At 31.9% G+C, this 20,840-nt stretch carries 19 protein-coding genes; 11 read left to right on the top strand and 8 right to left on the bottom strand.

The annotated features are described in order from the left end of the window. Positions 1–21: 21 nt before the first annotated feature. The 3 genes from purL to LY08_RS03215 all read right to left on the bottom strand — a co-directional run bounded on the left by purL (position 22) and on the right by LY08_RS03215 (position 7,096). A complete protein-coding gene (gene purL, locus LY08_RS03205) occupies positions 22–3,726 on the bottom strand; it encodes a phosphoribosylformylglycinamidine synthase (protein WP_111659001.1) in 3,705 nt (1,234 codons plus the stop codon). A gap of 161 nt (positions 3,727–3,887) precedes the next feature. Next, positions 3,888–5,759: an endonuclease gene (locus LY08_RS03210; RefSeq protein WP_111659002.1), complete on the bottom strand. Its 1,872-nt coding sequence runs from the start codon at positions 5,757–5,759 to the stop codon at positions 3,888–3,890. Between the two features lie 125 nt (positions 5,760–5,884). Beyond that, positions 5,885–7,096 carry an RsmB/NOP family class I SAM-dependent RNA methyltransferase gene (locus LY08_RS03215; protein ID WP_111659003.1) on the bottom strand — a complete coding sequence of 404 codons (1,212 nt, stop codon included), beginning with the start codon at positions 7,094–7,096 and terminating at the stop codon, positions 5,885–5,887. A gap of 163 nt (positions 7,097–7,259) precedes the next feature. Between LY08_RS03215 and LY08_RS03220 the strand changes: the two genes are divergently transcribed. The 11 genes from LY08_RS03220 (at position 7,260) to LY08_RS03270 (ending at position 15,409) form a co-directional block, all read left to right on the top strand. Continuing rightward, positions 7,260–7,838, top strand: coding sequence for an RNA polymerase sigma factor (locus LY08_RS03220; RefSeq protein ID WP_111659004.1), 579 nt, complete (start codon positions 7,260–7,262; stop codon positions 7,836–7,838). Positions 7,839–7,890: 52 nt separating this feature from the next. Continuing rightward, positions 7,891–8,211, top strand: a complete 321-nt coding sequence (locus tag LY08_RS03225) for a hypothetical protein (protein WP_111659005.1) — start codon at positions 7,891–7,893, stop codon at positions 8,209–8,211. Positions 8,212–8,213: 2 nt separating this feature from the next. Beyond that, positions 8,214–8,675, top strand: a complete 462-nt coding sequence (locus LY08_RS03230) for a Spy/CpxP family protein refolding chaperone (RefSeq protein ID WP_111659006.1) — start codon at positions 8,214–8,216, stop codon at positions 8,673–8,675. A 138-nt stretch (positions 8,676–8,813) separates the two neighbouring features. Further along, positions 8,814–9,098, top strand: a complete 285-nt coding sequence (locus tag LY08_RS03235; protein WP_111659007.1) for an EF-hand domain-containing protein — start codon at positions 8,814–8,816, stop codon at positions 9,096–9,098. Positions 9,099–9,136: 38 nt separating this feature from the next. Next, entirely contained in the window at positions 9,137–10,594 is a 1,458-nt protein-coding gene (locus LY08_RS03240) for a CotH kinase family protein (RefSeq protein ID WP_170120597.1), read from the top strand. Positions 10,595–10,697: 103 nt separating this feature from the next. Continuing rightward, positions 10,698–11,447: a hypothetical protein gene (locus LY08_RS03245; RefSeq protein ID WP_111659008.1), complete on the top strand. Its 750-nt coding sequence runs from the start codon at positions 10,698–10,700 to the stop codon at positions 11,445–11,447. Positions 11,448–11,525: 78 nt separating this feature from the next. Further along, the gene (locus LY08_RS03250; RefSeq protein WP_111659009.1) at positions 11,526–12,068 is read left to right on the top strand and encodes an EF-hand domain-containing protein; all 543 of its coding nucleotides are present in this window, start codon (positions 11,526–11,528) and stop codon (positions 12,066–12,068) included. Positions 12,069–12,154: 86 nt separating this feature from the next. Next, positions 12,155–12,940: a YHYH protein gene (locus tag LY08_RS03255; protein WP_111659010.1), complete on the top strand. Its 786-nt coding sequence runs from the start codon at positions 12,155–12,157 to the stop codon at positions 12,938–12,940. A 10-nt stretch (positions 12,941–12,950) separates the two neighbouring features. Further along, positions 12,951–13,568 (top strand): toxin-antitoxin system YwqK family antitoxin, encoded by a 618-nt coding sequence (locus tag LY08_RS03260; protein WP_111659011.1) that lies wholly within the window; start codon positions 12,951–12,953, stop codon positions 13,566–13,568. Positions 13,569–13,572: 4 nt separating this feature from the next. Then, positions 13,573–14,241, top strand: a complete 669-nt coding sequence (locus LY08_RS03265; protein ID WP_245907542.1) for an SCO family protein — start codon at positions 13,573–13,575, stop codon at positions 14,239–14,241. 79 nt (positions 14,242–14,320) lie between these two features. Further along, positions 14,321–15,409, top strand: coding sequence for a WD40/YVTN/BNR-like repeat-containing protein (locus LY08_RS03270; RefSeq protein WP_111659013.1), 1,089 nt, complete (start codon positions 14,321–14,323; stop codon positions 15,407–15,409). Positions 15,410–15,438: 29 nt separating this feature from the next. Here LY08_RS03270 and LY08_RS03275 read toward each other — a convergent pair whose 3' ends face one another. The 5 genes from LY08_RS03275 to LY08_RS03295 form a co-directional block, all read right to left on the bottom strand. Next, a complete protein-coding gene (locus LY08_RS03275; protein WP_111659014.1) occupies positions 15,439–15,882 on the bottom strand; it encodes a sensor of ECF-type sigma factor in 444 nt (147 codons plus the stop codon). Positions 15,883–15,892: 10 nt separating this feature from the next. Beyond that, complete coding sequence (locus tag LY08_RS03280; RefSeq protein WP_111659015.1) at positions 15,893–16,375, bottom strand: hypothetical protein; 483 nt, start codon at positions 16,373–16,375, stop codon at positions 15,893–15,895. Between the two features lie 33 nt (positions 16,376–16,408). After that, positions 16,409–16,954, bottom strand: a complete 546-nt coding sequence (locus LY08_RS03285; protein ID WP_111659016.1) for an RNA polymerase sigma factor — start codon at positions 16,952–16,954, stop codon at positions 16,409–16,411. Positions 16,955–17,219: 265 nt separating this feature from the next. Further along, a complete protein-coding gene (locus LY08_RS03290) occupies positions 17,220–19,049 on the bottom strand; it encodes an ABC transporter ATP-binding protein (protein WP_111659017.1) in 1,830 nt (609 codons plus the stop codon). Beyond that, positions 19,050–20,780, bottom strand: coding sequence for a phospho-sugar mutase (locus LY08_RS03295; protein ID WP_111659018.1), 1,731 nt, complete (start codon positions 20,778–20,780; stop codon positions 19,050–19,052). Between the last annotated feature and the right edge of the window lie 60 nt (positions 20,781–20,840).

Raw genomic sequence — 20,840 nt, forward strand, 5'->3', positions numbered from 1 at the left:
AAAAATATTATAAATTAGAACCTATTTCTTATTTTTATTTAGTATCCAAACTTTTGCATTTACAAAAGCTTCTAGCCAGGGTGACACTTGGTCTTCTCTATTATCTGGATAGTTTGCCCAATTCCATTGAAATATAGAACGCTCTATATGTGGCATCATTACTAAATGTCGACCTGTTTTATCGCACATCATTGCTGTGTTATAATCAGATCCATTTGGATTGGCAGGATAACTGTCGTAACCATATTTTGCTACAATATTGTAATTGTTTTCAGATTTTGGAAGATTAAATTTTCCTTCGCCATGACTAATCCATACACCTAATGTTGCATCTTCAAGTGTAGATAGCATCACAGAATTATTTTCTTGCACAGTAACTGAAGTAAAAGCACTTTCGTGTTTTTTAGAATTATTATGTAGCATTTTTCCATGAACTTCATGTTCTGGATTAATTAATTCTAATTCCATAAATAGCTGACAACCATTACAAATACCTACAGACAGTGTGTCTTCTCTTTTAAAGAAGTTGTTTATGGCTTTATTAGCATTCTCGTTATATTTTATAGCTCCAGCCCATCCTTTTGCAGAGCCTAAAACATCGCTATTAGAAAAGCCTCCAACAGCTCCCAGAAATTGAATGTCTTCCAAAGTTTCTCTTCCAGAAATTAAATCGGTCATATGGACATCCTTAACATCAAAACCTGCTAAATACATAGCATTAGCCATTTCGCGCTCAGAGTTACTACCTTTTTCACGCAATATAGCAGCTTTTGGTCTAGGTTTTGAAGCATCAATAACTGGTAATTTACCAGTGAAATGCTTTGGAAAATAATATTTTAAAGGTTGTTTAGCATAGTTTAAGTAACGTGTTTCTGCTAAATTATTTGCTGTTTGTTTTTGGTCTAATAAATAAGACGTTTTGTACCACATGTCTCTAAGTCGTGATACTGTCATTGTAAATACTTCTGTATTATTAATAATGCTTAACACATCTGTATTAGTGACTTTTCCAATATTATGAAATTGAATGTTTGCGTCTGTCAACACTTTCTCTATTGAAGCATCTTTAGATTGAAACACTATTCCAGAATTTTCAGAAAACAGTACTTTACAAGAATCTTTTTGGTTTAATGAGGTAATGTCTAATTCTGCACCTAAATTGATATCTGCAAAACACAGTTCTAGTAAAGTGGTAATTAATCCGCCAGAAGCTACATCATGACCTGCTACAATTTGGTTGTTATTTATTAATTGCTGAATGGTATTAAATACAGTTTTAACATAAGCTGCCTCTTTAACATTGGGTGTGTTACTACCAACTTTATTTAGTATTTGTGCAAAAGAGCTTCCACCTAATTTAAAGTCGTCTTGTGACAGATTAACGTAATAAATATCACCACCATTTAATTTAAAAACAGGCTCGACTACCTTTTTTATATCGTTACAATTTGCTGCTGCAGAAATAATAACTGTCCCTGGAGAAATAACTTCTTCATTAGGATATTTTTGCTTCATGGATAAAGAATCTTTTCCAGTAGGAACATTAATACCCAAGTCTATAGCGTATTCTGAAATAGCTTGCACAGCTTCATATAGTCTTGCATCTTCACCTTCATTTTTACAAGGCCACATCCAGTTAGCGGATAATGAAACACTTTTTAAACCTTCTTTTAAAGGCGCCCACATGATATTGGTTAGTGCTTCCGTAATACTATTTCTACTTCCAGCAACAGGATCTATTAATCCTGAAATAGGTGAATGTCCAATAGACGTTGCAACGCCTTCTTTACCATTATAATCTAGTGCCATAACACCAACATTGTTAAGTGGTAATTGTAAAGGACCTACACATTGTTGTTTGGCAACTTTTCCGCCAACACAACGGTCCACTTTGTTAGTTAGCCAATCTTTACAAGCAACAGCTTCTAATTGTAATACTTGATCAAGGTAATTGTAAAACTCATTTGGATTGTAAGATATGCCACCATAATTACGGTCTACAGTTACATCTTGCATTATGGTTTTAGGAGAGCTTCCAAACATGTCTTCTAATGCCAAATCCATGGGTTTATTACTTGTAGATTTTGATTCAAAAGTAAACCTGTGATCTCCAGTAACATCGCCAACAGTGTACATTGGAGAACGTTCACGATCTGCAATACGCTTTAAAATGTCTAGATGTTTATCTGCAATGACTAATCCCATACGTTCTTGGGACTCGTTACCAATAATTTCTTTTGCAGATAAGGTTGGATCTCCAACAGGTAAAGCATCTAAATCTATATGTCCACCAGTGTCTTCAACTAATTCAGACAAACAGTTTAAATGTCCACCAGCACCATGATCATGAATAGATACAATATGGTTTTCATCACTTTCTACCATGCCTCGTACAGCATTAGCAGCACGTTTTTGCATTTCTGGGTTAGAACGTTGTACTGCGTTAAGCTCTATTCCTGTAGAGAATTCTCCAGTATCTGCAGAAGACACTGCAGCTCCACCCATACCAATTCTGTAGTTTTCGCCACCTAGGATAACAATTTTATCTCCTTCTTTTGGTGTGTCTTTTATAGCTTGATCTGCTTTGCCATAACCAATTCCACCAGCTTGCATAATTACTTTATCATAGCCAATTTTACGATTGGTTCTTTTTTCGCCATTAATAATAGTGCTTTTACTTTCGTCATGTTCAAAAGTTAAAACCGAACCACAGATTAGTGGTTGCCCAAATTTATTACCAAAGTCTGATGCACCATTACTTGCTTTAATTAAAATATCCATTGGTGTTTGGTACAACCAAGGACGTGCTTCCATGTTTTGTTCCCAAGGTCTGTTGTCTTCTAATCTTGAATAAGAGGTCATGTAAACTGCAGTTCCTGCTAAGGGTAATGATCCTTTTCCTCCAGCAAGTCTATCTCTAATTTCTCCACCAGAGCCAGTTGCTGCTCCATTGAAGGGTTCAACAGTTGTTGGAAAGTTATGTGTTTCCGCTTTAAGCGAAATAACTGAATCAAAGTCCTTTTTAGTATAAAAATCAGGAATATCTGCTCGTTTTGGTGCAAATTGTTCTACAGTTGGCCCTTTTATAAAAGCCACATTGTCTTTGTATGCTGAAACAATATCGTTGGGATGTTGCTTAGAGGTTTCTTTAATTAGTTTAAATAATGAAGTTGGTTTTTCTACACCATCTATAATGAGAGTTCCGTTAAAAATTTTATGACGACAGTGCTCCGAGTTAACCTGTGAGAAACCAAATACTTCCGAGTCTGTTAATGGTCGACCTATTTTTTTAGAAACACCTTCTAAATACTCAATTTCTTCTTCATTTAAAGCTAGACCTTCTTGTTGGTTATAAGCAGCAATATCTTCAATATTTAAGATGGTTTCTGGTTGAATATTAATGGTAAATGACTCTTGATTTAAACCATTATATTTTTCAGAAATCATTGGGTCAAACCCTTTAAAATCTGATGTGCAAGCTTCAAATTCTTCAATTCTAATAATGCCATCAATGCCCATATTTTGGGTTATCTCTACTGCATTGGTACTCCAAGGAGTAATCATTGCTGCTCTGGGACCAACAAAAAAAGCATCTAACGATGCTTGTTCTAATTTTGGCTGGTTGCCAAATAACCATGTCAATTTAGAGATGGTTTGCGTTGATAATTCTTTTGTTGCTTGAACAGCAAAGACTTTGCTGTTTTGGTTTCCGAAGAAATGAATCATTATATTTTAGTTTGAGTGTTGTTTTTACAAGTCACAAATTTAAGTTTTTTAGTTAGAATAGCTTATAAAAAATGTGGCTTAATTTAAGAGTTATTCACTAGGTTTTAAACAAAAAAAAGCGACTTAAAAAGTCGCTTTTTTTATTCGGTTAGAATAATGATTTATTCTTTAATTAGTTTTTTAGTTATTGAACCGTTATTGTTATTCAATTTTAAAATGTAAACACCATTACTAAGTGAAGATACACTTACTTTATTGTTATTAGGTGTTATAGTTCCAGTTAGGATTTTCTTTCCTAATATATTATAAATTTCAAAACGTGTGTTTTGAGTGTTTTCAATAGTTAATAAATTTCCTTTAATAGGGTTTGGATAAATTTTAAATTCGTTTAAACTTACCTCATTAGTACTTAAAGTTGATTGAGTGTGTTGTCCTAAATCATTACATGTATCTGTAGAATAAGAGTCCCACTCATTTAAATCAAATACTGTATTTCCTCCAGCTACAGTAGATTTTCTGACCAAAGTTGTATTCTGAGCATAAGTAGAATTATCTCCTAAAGTTCCTAAAATGTCAATAAGAGTTCCGTTTTTAAATAGTCCAATAGCGTCATTACCATTAAATCCTGTAATGGTGCTATTAGAATTATCAACAGCTCCTGTACAAACTGCTAAACTACCATGTCCAATAACATAAACCTCATTGTTGGTAATTGATGCACCATTTGGGAAATTATAAGTTTCAATCCAATTTGCGTTACCATTAGAACTAATTCTTAACTCATAAATAGTTAAATCTGTAATATCTGCTCCTGTGAAGTTTGCAATCTCTAAAGCTTTGTTGTTACTAGAGCCTTCCATATATTCTGAAAGAAATAAATCGCTACTACTTGAACTTCCTGCTAATGTGGTTTCTGAAGCAGATGTACTTAGTGAAGACATATTACCAGCTGCATCTTTTGCTAAAATTGTAAAATTATATGTAGTTTCTGGTGTAAGCCCAGAGACAGTAAATGTGGTAGCGTTAGAATTTGTTGACACATAAAAGGCGCCACCAATATAAACATCATAAGCAGTTACTGCAATATTATCTGTAGATGCTGTCCAAGCTAAGTCTACTGTAGTTGCAGTAGGGTTAGAGGCAACTAAATTTGTTGGAATTGAAGGTGGTTGCGAATCTGCAGATGGATTCCAAATTGCATTTACATATTCTGGGTGATCTATAAACGGATTTCTATTATTTTGTATTGCAAATATGGCGTTGTTTCTGTCTATTTCTCTTTGGGATACAGGATCGTTGTTATGCCATGTTAGTAATAAATTTAAAAAAGCATCAGTAAATACTTGATCACTAGTATTGTTAAACATGTCATAATTATAACTTGCTACTGTACTTTCATAACGTGTGGCAAAGTAAAAGTGCATTCTTGCTATATCTCCTTTAAATTCGTCTATAGGCTCAAAAACAGTACCTGAATATCCAGTTACTGCACTAGACCCTCTTTTAGACCCATTAGAGTAGGGTTCTGGACTAGGAGTAGCTACAACCCCAAAAGGAAAACTACCACGTTGACCATTAATATATTTATCTGTTGGTACCACAAAATGTGCGTCAGAGCGCATAGGTGAAGCACTTCCAAATGTAGATTGTGGAATAATGTGTTCTCTATTGTAAAACTGACCTTCTGCTGTTCCGCCAGTTCCCATATCTTGTTGGCTTGGATCTGAATCGTAGAAATATTCATGAATATCTGCCCCTATTGGGTTCTCGGTGTACATATCTAACATTGACCCATTGTTTTCATAATATAAATCAACATCAGAAGTTAAATAAGTATTATAAAGTGCACCATATCCTGGGTCTGTAGAGGTGTATTCTGGAGATAGTCCATCATTAGTGTCATCTATAATGGCTTTTAATTGTGTTTTAAGTGTGTACTCTGTTCCAGTAGCACTACTGTAGTAGTTAGCAGGCACTTGCGCTAAAGCAAACGTTGAAATTAATACAGTAATTAGAAAGTAAATATGTTTCATAATTTAATTTGGGTTGTTATAACGTAGTTGCAATAATATAATGCAACATTTTTTTTATATAATAAACGTGTAAAATTAAACTTTTTAACGACAAAATACGAATTTTGAGGATGAAATACGTAAAACTACTTCTTTTCTAATAATGCCATATAGAAACCATCATAACCCGTTTCATGTGACAAAATCTTATTATCTTTTACTAAAGAGAAGTCTTTTCCGTGTTCTGAAGCTAAAAACTTTTCGACTTGTTCTTGGTTTTCAGAGGGTAAGATAGAGCAAGTCGCATAGACCAGTTTACCACCGGATTTTACCATTCTAGAATAGGTGCTTAAAATTTCGGCTTGCGTGTTTTTAATCCTATCTATAAATTCTGGTTGCATTTTCCATTTAGCATCTGGGTTTCTACGTAACACTCCTAATCCAGAACATGGTGCGTCTATTAATACTCGATCTGCTTTGTCGTATAATTTTTTAATGACTTTGGTCGATTCTATATGTCGTGGTTCTATATTGTGTGCACCATTACGTTTAGCACGACGCTTTAATTCTTTTAACTTGTTAGCATAAATGTCTAAAGCAATAATCTGACCTTTATTTTGCATTATAGATGCTAAATGCAAAGTTTTACCTCCAGCTCCAGCACAAGTATCTATTACACGCATTCCTGGTTCTACATCTAGATATTCTGCTACCAATTGAGAGGAAGCATCTTGGACTTCAAAATGTCCATTCTGGAAAGCTTCCGTAGTAAATACATTGGCACGTTCTTTTAATTTAAGCGCATCAGGATATCCTTTGATGTCTTCAGTCTCTATATCTAAATCAAATAAATCTGCTTTTAGTTTTTCTTTAGTGGTTTTAAGGGTATTTACTCTTAAAATCACATCTGCTTGTTGGTTTAAAGCTGTAGCTTCTTTGTCCCAAACTGCATCGCCTAGTTCTTTTGCAGCTAGTTCATCCATCCAATCTGGAAAAGATTCTTTTATTTTTCTAACCTTAGACAATTCGTCAAAACGACCTTTAATTTTTCTAGTTGGTGTGTTTTCAAAATATTTCCAATCTGGTAGAGTAATGCCTTTTAATGTTGCCCAAACAGCAAACATACGCCAAATATCATCTCTGCTAAATGGTTCTTTTACTTCAGCAATTTCGGCATAAAGACGTTTCCAACGTACAATGTCATAAGTGGTTTCGGCAACAAAACCTCTGTCACGACTTCCCCAACGTTTGTCTCGTTTTAATAATTGTTGTACGACTTTGTCTGCATAATAACCTTCGTTAAAAATAAGTAACAAACCATCTACGGTTGCAAAGCATAAGTTTCTGTGTAAGCGCATTTTTTTCTGTTTAAAAACGTGCAAAGGTACGTTATTTTAAAGGAAATTATGTTGTTTTTTATTAATAAGATGAATAACTTATTTTTTCAGATTAAATAAAGTTTTAGCGCAAGTTTTTTCTAATTTGTGCATCTCAATACCTTAGACCAAAATTTTATTCTTTTTGACTGAAACGGAATTTATAGAACAACTTAAAAATCAAACTAGAGCTTCTTATAGCAGGTTACTAGACGATTTTCAGCAAAAAGTGTTTGGGACTTGCTTATCCTTTGTGCCAAATAAAGAAGATGCAGAAGATATAGCACAAGAGGTGTTTGTTGAAGTGTTTAACTCAATTCATAAATTTAAAGGCGATTCTAAACTGTCCACTTGGATTTACAGAATTACAACCAACAAATGTCTAGAATTTATAAGAAAGAGGAATGCAAAAAAGCGTTTTGCTTTTTTACAATCGCTAACAGGAAGTGATTACACATTAGATAAAGCTAGCTATTTTACAGAGATTAATCATCCTGGTTTAATGCTTGAACAAAAGGAAACTAGCGAAACTTTATTTTTAGCGATTAATAAATTACCCGAAGCACAGCAACTAGTATTTACATTAAACAAAATAGATGATAAAAGCTATAAAGAGATAAGTGAAATAACTAATAAAAGTATTGGTTCTATCGAGTCTTTGTTATTTAGAGCTAAAAAAAATTTACAATCTATATTATTCGAATTTTATAACAACCATAATTAAGACGCAAGTTTTTTAAGATTTATGCATCTAAAATTATGAATTACAAATACAAATGGAAACAAATAAAAACATACATGAAAGAGTAGACCATACATTACACAGTTTGGAACAACTACAACCTGTAAATGTGTCACCGTTTTTTAAAGATAAAACCATGCAACGCTTATTTGCAGAAAAAGAAGTGGTAGAGTCTAAGTCATTATTTAGTTGGTTTACACCACAATTGCAATTAGCTATGTTAGTTTGTGTATTAGCAATTAATGTATATGCTATAGCACAAATTAAAAATTCTAGTTATAACGCATCTATTTCAAGTTTCGCTTCAGAATATGGATTAACAACTGAAACTAATTCATCTATATTAAATCTATAATTATGAAAAAGAATACAATTCTATACCTATTAATCTTTGTTTTAATTGTTGTAAACGGGTTTTTCTTATATAATTACTTGGTAAGACCACAACATCAAGGACCAAAGGAATCTGGAAATTTTATAGCAAAGGAGTTACATTTAAATAAGGCACAAATGCAAGAATTTAACACTCTTGAAGATAAGCACCATAATGTTATGAAAGGTATTAATGATGATATTAAAAATGATAAAGATGCCTTGTTTGAAAAAATAACAGCTTCTCAAATTAATAAAGCTACTGTTGACAGTTTAATTACTTCAATTACAAACAAAAAAGGGTTAAAAGAAAAGGAAATGTTTAGCAGACTAAGAGGTATTTACTTGTTGTGTAACGATAAACAAAAAGAACGTTTTAGCGATATTATAAAAAAAGCAAGACGATTTGACAATTCAGTTCCAAAAAATCCACCTAAGCGGGATTAAAAATATTAGTTTAATTAGGCTATTTAAAAAGACAATCTAATTTTAAGAAGGTCTTTTTTTTGTGTTTTATTTAACAAAGCGCTGCACAAGTTTTTAAATAAAAGGTCATCTAAAACTACATAACTAAAAAAATTAAAGATGAAAAGTGGCACAATAAAATTGACAATCTTAACCTTGGGGATAATAGTATTGATTTCAAATAATTCTTTTGGACAATCTCAAAACAGACAAGAAAAAAAACCACCAACATTTAGTCAACTATTAAAAGAAATGGATAAAAATGAAGATGGTAAATTGTCTGTAGATGAAATTAAAGGTCCATTAAAAGAAGATTTTGATAAAATTGATACAGATGAGGATGGATTTATCTCAGAAAAAGAATTTAAAAAAGCACCTAAACCTAAAAGAAGAGAACGTAATTAAATAGTTTTCAATTAATAAAATCTAAAAACCAATAAAGGATGAAAAGATTAAACAAAAATCTAAAATTATTAATGGCAACATTAATATTTACCTTAACTGTAGTAACAATTAATAGTTGCAGTAGTGATGATACTTCAATTACTACTGAAGAAGAAGAAGAGGAAGTTGTAGTTGTAATAGATGATACAGATTTTGAAGCAACAGACTGGACTACAGCAACCCACACCAAAGATGTTGATCCAAATTTTACTGAAGTTTTTCAGGACAATGCAGTAAAACGATTAGATATTGTTATCACAGAAGGACGTTGGCAAAATATGTTAGATGATATGACTAATCTTTACGGAGCATTTGGAGCTGGTTCTGGTGGTGGTCCAGGAGGAGGTGGTCCAGGAGGAGGGCTTGTAGAAACTGATGAAAACCCAATTTTTGTGCCTGCAGAAGTTTTTTATAATGGCATAGAATGGTATAGAGTTGGTGTGCGTTTTAAAGGAAACTCTAGCCTACAAACTAGCTGGCAAAATGGGATTTTAAAATTATCATTCAAATTAGACTTTGATGAGTTTGAAGATGATTACCCACAAATCAACAACCAACGTTTTTATGGCTTTAAAAAATTAAGTCTTAAAAATAATTATGATGATAAATCTATGTTACGCGAAAAAGTAGCAACAGATGTGTTTAGAAATGCTGGGTTAGCAGCTTCTCATACTGCTTTTTATACTGTTTACGTAGATCATGGAGATGGACCACAATATTTTGGATTATATACTATGGTAGAAGAGGTAGATGATACTGTTATAGATACACAATTCTCTGACGATAATGGTAATTTATACAAGCCAGATGGTGATGCAGCAAGTTTTGCAGCAGGTACTTATGACGAGGATGAGTATGTAAAAAAAACCAATGAAGATGAGGCAGATTTTAGTGATGTTTCTAATTTATTAGCCATTATTAATGATGGCACAAGAACATCAGATCCAGCCACTTGGAGAACAAATTTAGACGCCACTTTAGACACAGAAGTATTTTTAAAATACTTGGCTGTAAATACGGTTATTCAAAACTGGGATACATATGGGCGTATGACACATAATTATTTTTTATACAATAATCCAGACAATAGTAAATTAACTTGGATCCCTTGGGATAATAACGAAGCTTTACAACTAGGAAAACAAGGAGGTTCACTTCCATTAGATTTTTCAGGATTAAATGCTTCAGAATGGCCTTTAATAGGATATATGTATCAAGATTCGGTTTATAAAACACAATATGACACTTATGTTCAAGAATTAGTAGATGGCGCGTTTAATGTTAGTACAATTCAGTCATTGTATGCTTCATATTCAGCTTTAGTACAACCTTACGCAACATCAGAAGTTGCAGGTTATAGTTTTTTAAATAACAGTTCAGAGTTTCAAACTGCAATTAACGAGTTAAATGCGCATGTACAATCTCGCGCTACAGCAGTAAGTGATTATTTAAATTAAAAAAGAAAAGAATTTAAAACAGTTTTTGATTGGTTAGTAGTAGTTAAAGGCTTCGTAAGCGATTTCGAGGCTTTTTTCTTTTTTAAATTAATCGTTTAATATCATGAAAATATTCAGAAAAATTAGAAGAACATTAATTGTTTCAGGTAAAACTAAAAGTTATTTACTATACGCTTTTGGCGAAATTATATTAATTGTGATTGGTATATTAATCGCTTGGAAGATTAACAGTTTAAATGAGATTAGAAAAAATAAAATTGTAGAACTTAAAATATATCAAACGTTATTAGAAGAATTAGATGCTAACGCAATAGTTTTAGATTCTTCAATTGCTAATTATACAAACAACTTAAAAATCATAAGAACAACAATTAAAAGTATTGGTTTGAAGCCAGATCAATTAAGCGATAAAATTAAAGAAGGCATTGTAAACGTTAATTATAAACCAATCCAATTGCATAATGGAGCAATAAACTCGGTTAACAGTACAAACAAATTTGAATTTATAGAAAATGTATTATTAAAAGATCTTATAGCATCGTATCCAAATGAGTTAGATAGTTTTGAAAGTCAGGAGGCCAAAATTAAAAATATAGTTATCAATAAATTGCAACCAGTCATTGAAAAGCACGTGTCTTTAATTGATATTCTTTCTGTTAGAGATTTAGAATTTAAACGTGTTCAAAGTGTTTTAAAACCATCTAATTATATGGAGTTACTCAATAGTAGAGATTACCAAAACGCTATAGTCGATAGACTTTTACAAACAGAAAATCAATTAGTAATCGCCAAAAGTTTAAAAGAAAAAACGCAGACAATAGTTGTAAAATTAAATAACGAGTTAGGGAGTTAATTATAATTACATAAAAACTTAATGAATAGACAGCAAGTTTTTTTGTAGTACTGCATCTAAATAACAAACACAATACAGATGAAAAACAAAAAATTAAAATCCGCTTTAACCTTAATAATTATATTACTAACTTTTAGCTTATACGCACAAGGACCTCCTGGAGGTGGTCAAGGTGGAGGAAGAGGTCAAGGTCAGCAAGGAGGACAACGTGGCGGAAAGCCAGATGCGTCTAAAATTCTAGAAAAATTAGACACTAATAACGATAAAGTTATTGATAAGGACGAAGCTTCAAAAGATCAAAGAGGTAAAATTGCAGAAGACTTTGATGAGATAGATACTAATGATGATGAGGTTATAGATTTAGAAGAACTTAAAGCTTCTTTAAATGACAGAAAACCTAAAAAGATTTCAGCTAAAAAAATAATAAAAGAGCTAGACGATAATGACGATGGGACTTTAAATAAACTTGAAGTTGCTGCAAAAAATAAAAAAGAATTATCAGAGAATTTTAGCGAAATTGATACTAATAACGATAACGAACTTGATTTGGAAGAATTAAAGGCGTTTTATGCTAAAAATCTGGACAAGCCAAAAAAAAATAAAAGAAGAGAGAGAGACTAAAGAGTATAAATGTTAATTTATCTTTAAAGTCCTATAAAACAATTGTTTGCATCTAAATATCATATAATAATAAAACACTAAAATCCATGAAAATTTATTTTAAACCCTTTACCTACATTACAATTTTTGCATGTATCATATTATCTTGTAGTAATGATGATACTTCAAATACTACAAGTAATAACAACAATGATGATGTTGCAGTAACAGAACTTCACGCAGCGTTTACAGAGTTTAATCCAGATGCAGTCACCGTTATTTTATCAGATGATGGTACTGAATATTATATTGAAACAACTGGGTTTCCTGACCATACCTCAATTTATTGGGAGCCAAGTCATGCATTGTATATAGATGAACCTGGAGTTACAAAAACAACTCAAAACACTTACATTGGTGGTGGACAAGGTGAAGCTGCAAGCTTTACAGTTGATGCAACTCCTAATTTAACAGGTGCAACTGTTGCAACACAATTAAATACTATTGGAATAGCTGTTAGTGGTGCCTCTATATTTAATGATCAAGAAGGTATGGGAGATTTAGATCAAGCAGCTCAAAGCTTAGATTGGGCAGGAGCACATAAAGGTCCAGGTGTGTATCACTACCATTTAGAGCCTACACCAATTTCTAGTGATGACGACAGTTTAGTGGGTATTTTACTTGATGGTGTCTTTATTTACGGAAGACAATGTAGTTCTACAGGAACTCATCCAACAGACCTTGATGCTTCAGGTGGTCATACAACTACAACACAGTTTACTAATGGAGTAGAAGAGTATCATTATCATATTATTAATGACGTGTATCCTGCAGGTAATTATGCATATGCACCAGCATATGTTTTATTTGCTGGTCCATTTCAGGGATACTAAAATTTTAACTATGAAATCAATTCTATTAATAACACTTATTATATTTTCAATATTAGGTTGTAAAGAAACTTCAACTAGTAAAAATACTAGTTCTGTTATTCTTGAAGAACAATCTATGGTTATTGATAGTGTAGAAGTTTTGAAGGAAGAATTGGTTCTTAATGGAAATAAGGGTATCTGGTATTATAAGGATAAACCGTACAATGGTTATTCTTTAAGCTATTATCCAAATGGCGTTTTAAAAGAAAAATGGGGTTTTTTTAATGGTAAAAGAGAAGGGGTTGCTAGACGTTGGACAAACAATAAAATACTTCAATCAGAATATTATTATAAAAATAATAGGTTAGATAGTATTTATAAAACTTGGTGGGAAAATGGTGTTTTGGCTGGTGAAACCTACTATAAAAACGGTGTTAAGCAAGGTGAAGAAAGAAAATGGTTTTCAAATGGGCAATTAAATAAATTAAGGCATTTTGTAAATGGAAAAGAGGAGGGTTTTCAAAAAGCTTGGCTTGCAAACGGTAAAATATACGTTAATTATGAAGCTAAAAATGGACGTATTTTTGGACTTAGCAGAGCAAACTCGTGTGTTAGATTAGAAGATGAAGTTGTTGTTAGAAAAAAATAATATTATGAAATACTTAGGTGTCCTAGTACTACTAGTTTTAGTAAGTTGTAAGAAGGAGGTAAAAAAAGAAAATATTACAGTTGTTGAAAATAGTAGGGTTGACTATTTACCGTATTATAACGATGACTCTTTTACACCGCATTGGTTAACACCAAATACTGAAGAAGAAAAACAGTTTCATAAAATTCCGGATTTTGCGTTAACAAATCAATTAGGTGAGGTTGTAACACAACAAACATTTAAAGATAAAATTTATATTACAGATTTCTTTTTTACAACTTGTCCTGGTATTTGCCCTAAAATGACTGGAAATATGGCAAAAATTCAGGAAGAATTTAAGAATGACAAAGACATCTTATTATTATCACATTCTGTAATGCCAAGTACAGATTCAGTCTCTGTTTTAAAAGCTTATGCTAATAATAATAATGTTATTGATAATAAGTGGCATTTAGTAACAGGTAACAGAAATGAAATTTATAATCTTGGAAGAGATCATTATTTTGTAGAAAGCGATTTAGGAGAAGTAAAAAGTATTGACGATTTTCTACATACCGAAAACTTCTTGTTGATAGACAAAAACAAACATATTCGTGGTATCTATAATGGATTAAACAGAGCGTCAATAGCGCAATTAATAGTGGATATTTATGCATTAAAAAAAGAAGAATAAAAATTTTGGTTGATTTTTATTTAATAAAGGCTTCGCTATAATGGTGAAGCTTTTTTACTTTTATAAAAATTTGAAACCGATGAAACATTCCATTATATTTCTTTTACTAGTAACAATTTTCTTTTCTTGTGAAAAGAAAGAACAATTAAAACTTAAAACATTTTCTGAGGTACACTTTCAAACCCTTTTGCAAGATTCTACTTTAAATGTAAGAGCTTTGGAAATTGATAAAGAAGGAGTTGGAATTTTTGCTTCTTCTAATGGTAATTTAGGAAGTATCTTTAAAGAAAGGTATCTTGACATGAATTTGAACCACAAAGAAGAATTAGTGGCTAGAATTTTTCATACTATACATTTTAAAAAAGATTCGATTCCAAATTTTAGATCCATAGCAAAAACAAGAAAAAGTACATACGCATTAGGAATAGGTTCTCCAGCTATATTAATTAAAGTATCTGAAAGCTACGATTGGCCAATCGTTTACCAAGAAAACCACCCAAAAGCCTTCTACGATTCAATGGAATTTTGGAACGACCAAGAAGGTATTGCTATTGGCGATCCAACAGACGATTGTATGAGTGTGATTATTACTAGAGACGGCGGAAACACTTGGAATAAATTATCCTGTGACGTATTACCAAAAGCTAAAGAAGGCGAAGCTGCTTTTGCAGCAAGCGATACTAATATTGCTATAGTTGGAGATCACACTTGGGTAGCTACAGGAGGAAAGGCTAGTCGTATTTTGTATTCTCCAGATAAAGGAAATACATGGACAGTGTATGACACACCAATCGTACAGGGTTTAGAAACTACAGGTATGTATAGTATCGATTTTTATGATGCGTTAAATGGTTTTGCAATAGGTGGCGATTATACCAAAGCAGATGCTAATATTAAAAATAAAATTAAAACCTTGGACGGTGGTAAAACATGGACTGTAGTGTCTGATGGAGTAGGACCAGGTTACAGAAGTTGTGTGCAATATGTGCCTAATAGCAATGCACAACAATTAGTGGCAATTGGCTTTAAAGGGATAGATTACAGTAGTGATGCTGGTAATACCTGGAAGCATTTAAGTGATGAAGGCTTTTATACACTAAGATTTTTGAACGATAGCGTAGCTTATGCTGCAGGAAATGGAAGGATAAGTAAATTAACCTTTAAATAAAAAAAGGAAGCTATTTAGCTTCCTTTTTGTTATTCTTTTTTAGAATGGTTACGTCTTTGTCTAAACTCTTCTATCATTTTTCGTTTAAAAGAGCGTTCTGCTTTAAATAAACTTATAATTTTTGTTGCTGGTAATACTGCTAATAAATCGTTTACATATTTATTTTCAAGCTCTTGCTTTTGTTTTTCAATGTTTAGCATGTTAAGCAACATTTTTTTTGCTTCACTTTCAGATAATTCATCAACATTTATTTCTTTTCTTTTGTCAAAAGACTCCTTTCTAAGGGTATTAATCTTTTCTTCATGCGCATTGTAAATTGGCCAAAACGCTTGTGCTTCTTTTTTAGTTAAATCTAATTGCTCTGTAATATGAGCTACTTTTAAAGCTTTAAGCTTTTCTCTTTGTTTGTCATTTTGGGCAACTGCACCAAAAGAAATCAATAGGATTAGTAATGTTATAATATGTTTTTTCATGGTCTTGTGTTTATTCTTGATATAAATCGTTTAAATCAATATCATCAATATAATCTTCTACATCTATTAAATTGTCATCTATAAAATCTGTTTGAGAGAGTTCTGAGTCTTCAATTAATAGATTAAGGTCGTGTATTTCTATTTCGTCTATAATGTAATTTTCTACTGTATCGTTATTTAATTTTGCTAAAGAGGGAGTTGGGTTAAATACATTTAAGCTAAATAACAGTACAATAGTTGCTGCAATACTGGTTACAGATACCCAAACTTTTTTACTAAATATAGATATAATTTTAGGTTCGGGTTTTTGTATTTGTTGTAAAACTGAACGCTCTACAGTATCAAAATACCCTTCAGGTGCAGTAAAGCCACTAGTTTTTGGTAAAGCATCTAATTGTGCTTTTTCCAAAATACGGTCTTCCATTCCTTTAAAGTAATCTTTAGGAACTTTAAAACCAGAAGTTTTAATTGTATTTAAGTTTTCTTTTTTCATTATAATACTAAGACTAAAATAATCTTAAAAAGTTTAATGGTCTTTTAAGTAGGCTTCTATTTTTTTTGCTGCCAAGTGGTATGATGCTTTTAAAGCTCCTTCACTAGTTTCTAAAATCTCTGATAATTCGCTATATTTTAATTCTTGAAAATATTTCATGTTAAACACTAATTGTTGCTTTTCTGGAAGCGTAGCAATTGCTTGTTGTAATTTTAATTGAATGGCGTCACCTTCAAAATACACATCAGACTGTAAATTGTTAATCAATACATCTAGTGTGTCTTCACTTTTTATGTTTTTAAGTTTAGTGTTCTTCTTTAAAAACGATAAAGACTCGTTAGTAGCTATTCTGTACAACCATGAGTATAATTTACTATCTCCTTTAAACTTATCTATATTTTTAAACACTTTAATAAACGTGTTTTGTAAAACGTCATCTGCATCGTCATGAGACTTAACAATATGTCTTATATGCCAATATAACCGCTCTTTATAAAGCGAAATTAAAGTTTTAAAAGCAGCATTTTTATTGGTGTCCGATTGTAACTGCTTGACTAGTTTGGTCTCTTTTTCTGACATATTTATATTAGACACTAATTTAGCAGAAAAGTTTAATATAAATTAATGCTTTTTTAGATTTCTGAAAATCAGTTGATTATACTCAAAATTATCGTTTAAATGTAAATTAATACGATAAAGTGTATTTTTTTCTTGTTTTGTATGTTTTTTTATTATAAGTTTACATTGTAAAACTTACTTATTTAGTTAGCCCCAAATCTAACTATTAACTAAAAAAAGGATAAGCAGCTGCTTATCCTTTTTTATTTTAATTTGTTTAGAATTATTATTCAAAACTTTGCATCTCAACTAGTTTTTTATACATCCCATTTTTATTGAGAAGCTCTGTATGTGTGCCTTGTTCTACTATTTGTCCTTTTTGCATGACAATAATTTCATCTGCATTTTGTATGGTAGAAAGTCTGTGTGCTATTACAATAGAAGTACGGTTTTTCATCATGTTCTCTAATGCAACTTGCACTAAACGCTCGCTTTCGGTATCTAATGCAGAGGTAGCCTCATCCAAAATCATGATTGGAGGATTTTTTAATACAGCTCTAGCAATACTTAAACGTTGTTTTTGTCCACCAGAAAAATTGTTACCTGCATCACCAACATTAGTTTCAATACCGTTAGGTAATTGACTAACAAATTCCCAAGCATTAGCAATTTTTAAAGCGTCAATAATTTGATCATCGGTTGCAGTTTGATCACCAATTAAAACATTGTTTTTAATGGTATCATTAAATAAAATGGAGTCTTGTGTTACTAATCCCATTAAATGCCTTAATGATTTTTTAGTGACTTGTTTAATATCAACTCCGTCTACTTTTATACTACCTTGGTTAATGTCGTAAAACCTTGTTACTAGATTAGCAATGGTACTTTTTCCGCTACCTGATTGTCCAACAAGTGCAACGGTTTTACCTTTTGGTACTTTTAAACTAAAGTTTTTAAGCACATAATCGTCATCATATTTAAATGAAATATTTTCTACAGATACTTCTTTGTTAAATCCGTCTAATACTGTAGCGTTAGGTACGTCTGCTAAGTGGTCTTCTTCATGTAAAATTTCAAAAACACGATCTGCTGCAGCAATCCCATTTTTAACTCTGTAAGAGGCTTTACTAATGGCTTTAGCAGGTGTTAAAATAGCGTAAGCTAATCCCATAAACGCTAAAAAGTCTGTGCCTTTTATAACATTTTCTATTAAAACTAATTGTCCTCCATACCATAACAAAACAGCAATAGTTGCAATACCTAATACCTCACTGACTGGTCCTGCAAGGTTGTTTTTTAGACCAATTTTATTACTTAATTTAAGAATTTTGTCTGCCGAATTTTTAAAATTTGAAGTAAACGTATGTTCTGCATTATAGCCTTTAACAATTTTTAGACCTGTTAAAGATTCTTCGACTATTGAAATTAATTTACCAGATTCTTGTTGCGCTTTTAACGAGTTGCTTTTTAAACTTTTTCCAATTCTAGAAATTAAAAATCCAGCTATAGGAATAAAAAATAACACAAATAAAGTGAGTTTCCAGCTAAAGGTGAACATGAAAATTAACGAAAATATGATGGTTGCAGGTTCTCTAATAACCAACTCTAAAGCAATAAAAAAAGAGTTTTGCATTTCGTTAATATCACCTAAAATTCTAGCCATAACATCTCCTTTTTGTCTTTTGGAATAGAAACTTAAAGGTAGATTTATAATTTTTTGGTACATGTCTTTTCTAAGGTCATTTAAAATACCATTTTTAAGGTACATTAAATGTTGCATAGATAAATAACCAAATAGGTTTTTAAGTAAAAAAGTAATTATTACCAGTGCAATTACTATAACTAATGCCATTTGCGCATTACCTTCTTGAAGATAACTGCTTACTTTATAATTTAGTAATTGTTCTCCGTAGTTTTTAATATCTGATATGCCTTTCCACACAGGAGCTTCTGTAACAACTGTTGTTTTATCAAATAAAACATTTAGCATTGGAATTAACGATACAAATGCTAATGCGCTAAATAGTGCATATAATAAATTAAAAAGCACATTAAAAAAAACGTGCTTTTTAAACTTTTTAATAAATGGTAAAAGCTGATTTATTATTTTTTTCATCTAATCTAGTTGCATATCTTTAATGATAGCGTCAATCTTGTTTTCCAATTTTTGTTCCGTAGCTTTAAATGCTGACACATTGTCTAATGTGGTATTGACACTAATGTAGAATTTAATTTTAGGTTCTGTACCACTAGGTCTTAACGCTATTTTGCTTCCGTCTTCTGTATAGTAAATTAATACGTTAGATTTAGGTATGTCTATAGAAGTAGTTGTACCTTCAATAACGTTTTTAGCTTCAGATAATTGATAGTCTTCAATTCTAATTACTTTAGATCCACATACTTCTTTTAAAGGGTTTTCTCTAGCATCAATCATCATTTGTTTAATTTCTTGAGCGCCTTCAATACCTTTTTTAGTCATCGATATTAATCGTTCTTTGTAAAAACCATTATCAACATAAAGTTGAATCAATTCTTTATAAAACGAACTACCATTAGCTTTGGCTTGCGCTGCAATCTCGCAAGCTAATAAGGCAGAAGTCACTGCATCTTTATCGCGAACAAAATCGCCAACCATATACCCAAAACTTTCTTCACCACCACCAATAAATTCTTGGTTTGGGTAGTCTTTAATCATTTTAGCAATCCATTTAAAGCCTGTTAGTCCAATTTTATATTCTACTTGGTATGCATCAGCAACCGCTTGCATCATCGGAGTAGAAACAATGGTACTAGCTATAAATTGATTATCGTTAAGTTTATTGTTGTTTTTCCATTGTTTTAGTAAAAAATCGGTCATCATAACCATGGTTTGATTTCCGTTTAACAACAACATTTCGTTATTTAATCCTCTTACAGCAATACCAACACGATCACTATCTGGATCTGTACCAATTACGATGTCACCATTAACTTTTTCGGCTAAATCTAAAGCCATCTTTAGTGCTTCAGGTTCTTCTGGGTTAGGCGATTGTACAGTAGGGAAATCACCATTAGGTTCACGCTGTTCTTCAACAATGTGGACATTGTTATAGCCTGCGCGCTTAAAAGTTTCTGGTATGGTTGTTATTGAGGTACCATGTAATGAGGTAAACACAATGTTTAGATTGTCTTTGGCATCTTTTGAGGTGTCAAAGCTTCCGTTTTTTACTGATGCATCAATAAACACATCATCTACTTCTTGTCCTATGTATTGAATTAATTTAGGATTAGCTTCAAACTTTATTTCGGCATAATCTAATGCATTTATTACGTCAATAATTTCTGAATCTTGTGGTGGTACCAATTGTCCACCATCTTGCCAATACACTTTGTAACCATTATATTCTGGAGGGTTGTGTGATGCGGTTAATACAATTCCGCAGTGACAATCCAGATATTTTAAAGCAAAAGACAGCTCTGGAGTAGGGCGTAAGTCTTCAAACAAATACACTTTAATAGTATTGGCAGAAAATACATCTGCAACAACTTTTGCAAGGCTTTTACTGTTGTGTCTACAGTCATAAGCAATAACAACTTTTAGGTCTTTTCCAGGAAAGGTTTGATGCATATAATTGCTAATACCTTGTGTGTTTTTACCCAATGTATATTTATTAATACGATTGGTGCCAATACCCATAACGCCTCGCATTCCGCCAGTTCCAAACTCTAAATCTTTATAAAAACTTTCTTTAAGTTCTGTAGGCTCTAAAGCAATTAAATGCTTTATTTGGTCTTGTGTATCTTTATCAAAAGCAGGAGTTAACCAGGTGTTTACTCGTTTTAAAAGCTCAGGTTCTATATATCTCATATTAACGCTATTTAATAGCAAAAGTAAGCAATTGCAAAAATGTTAGTAATAAACAAATAG

This window comes from Olleya aquimaris (assembly GCF_003259525.1).
GTDB lineage: Bacteria > Bacteroidota > Bacteroidia > Flavobacteriales > Flavobacteriaceae > Olleya > Olleya aquimaris.

What these genes read in the sequence shown, in the direction of transcription:
- purL (WP_111659001.1), bottom strand. Translation starts at nt 3,726, where the DNA reads ATGATTCATTTCTTCGGAAACCAAAACAGCAAAGTCTTTGCTGTTCAA.
- LY08_RS03210 (WP_111659002.1), bottom strand. Translation starts at nt 5,759, where the DNA reads ATGAAACATATTTACTTTCTAATTACTGTATTAATTTCAACGTTTGCT.
- LY08_RS03215 (WP_111659003.1), bottom strand. Translation starts at nt 7,096, where the DNA reads ATGCGCTTACACAGAAACTTATGCTTTGCAACCGTAGATGGTTTGTTA.
- LY08_RS03225 (WP_111659005.1), top strand. Translation starts at nt 7,891, where the DNA reads ATGGAAACAAATAAAAACATACATGAAAGAGTAGACCATACATTACAC.
- LY08_RS03230 (WP_111659006.1), top strand. Translation starts at nt 8,214, where the DNA reads ATGAAAAAGAATACAATTCTATACCTATTAATCTTTGTTTTAATTGTT.
- LY08_RS03235 (WP_111659007.1), top strand. Translation starts at nt 8,814, where the DNA reads ATGAAAAGTGGCACAATAAAATTGACAATCTTAACCTTGGGGATAATA.
- LY08_RS03240 (WP_170120597.1), top strand. Translation starts at nt 9,137, where the DNA reads ATGAAAAGATTAAACAAAAATCTAAAATTATTAATGGCAACATTAATA.
- LY08_RS03245 (WP_111659008.1), top strand. Translation starts at nt 10,698, where the DNA reads ATGAAAATATTCAGAAAAATTAGAAGAACATTAATTGTTTCAGGTAAA.
- LY08_RS03250 (WP_111659009.1), top strand. Translation starts at nt 11,526, where the DNA reads ATGAAAAACAAAAAATTAAAATCCGCTTTAACCTTAATAATTATATTA.
- LY08_RS03255 (WP_111659010.1), top strand. Translation starts at nt 12,155, where the DNA reads ATGAAAATTTATTTTAAACCCTTTACCTACATTACAATTTTTGCATGT.
- LY08_RS03260 (WP_111659011.1), top strand. Translation starts at nt 12,951, where the DNA reads ATGAAATCAATTCTATTAATAACACTTATTATATTTTCAATATTAGGT.
- LY08_RS03265 (WP_245907542.1), top strand. Translation starts at nt 13,573, where the DNA reads ATGAAATACTTAGGTGTCCTAGTACTACTAGTTTTAGTAAGTTGTAAG.
- LY08_RS03270 (WP_111659013.1), top strand. Translation starts at nt 14,321, where the DNA reads ATGAAACATTCCATTATATTTCTTTTACTAGTAACAATTTTCTTTTCT.
- LY08_RS03275 (WP_111659014.1), bottom strand. Translation starts at nt 15,882, where the DNA reads ATGAAAAAACATATTATAACATTACTAATCCTATTGATTTCTTTTGGT.
- LY08_RS03280 (WP_111659015.1), bottom strand. Translation starts at nt 16,375, where the DNA reads ATGAAAAAAGAAAACTTAAATACAATTAAAACTTCTGGTTTTAAAGTT.
- LY08_RS03285 (WP_111659016.1), bottom strand. Translation starts at nt 16,954, where the DNA reads ATGTCAGAAAAAGAGACCAAACTAGTCAAGCAGTTACAATCGGACACC.
- LY08_RS03290 (WP_111659017.1), bottom strand. Translation starts at nt 19,049, where the DNA reads ATGAAAAAAATAATAAATCAGCTTTTACCATTTATTAAAAAGTTTAAA.
- LY08_RS03295 (WP_111659018.1), bottom strand. Translation starts at nt 20,780, where the DNA reads ATGAGATATATAGAACCTGAGCTTTTAAAACGAGTAAACACCTGGTTA.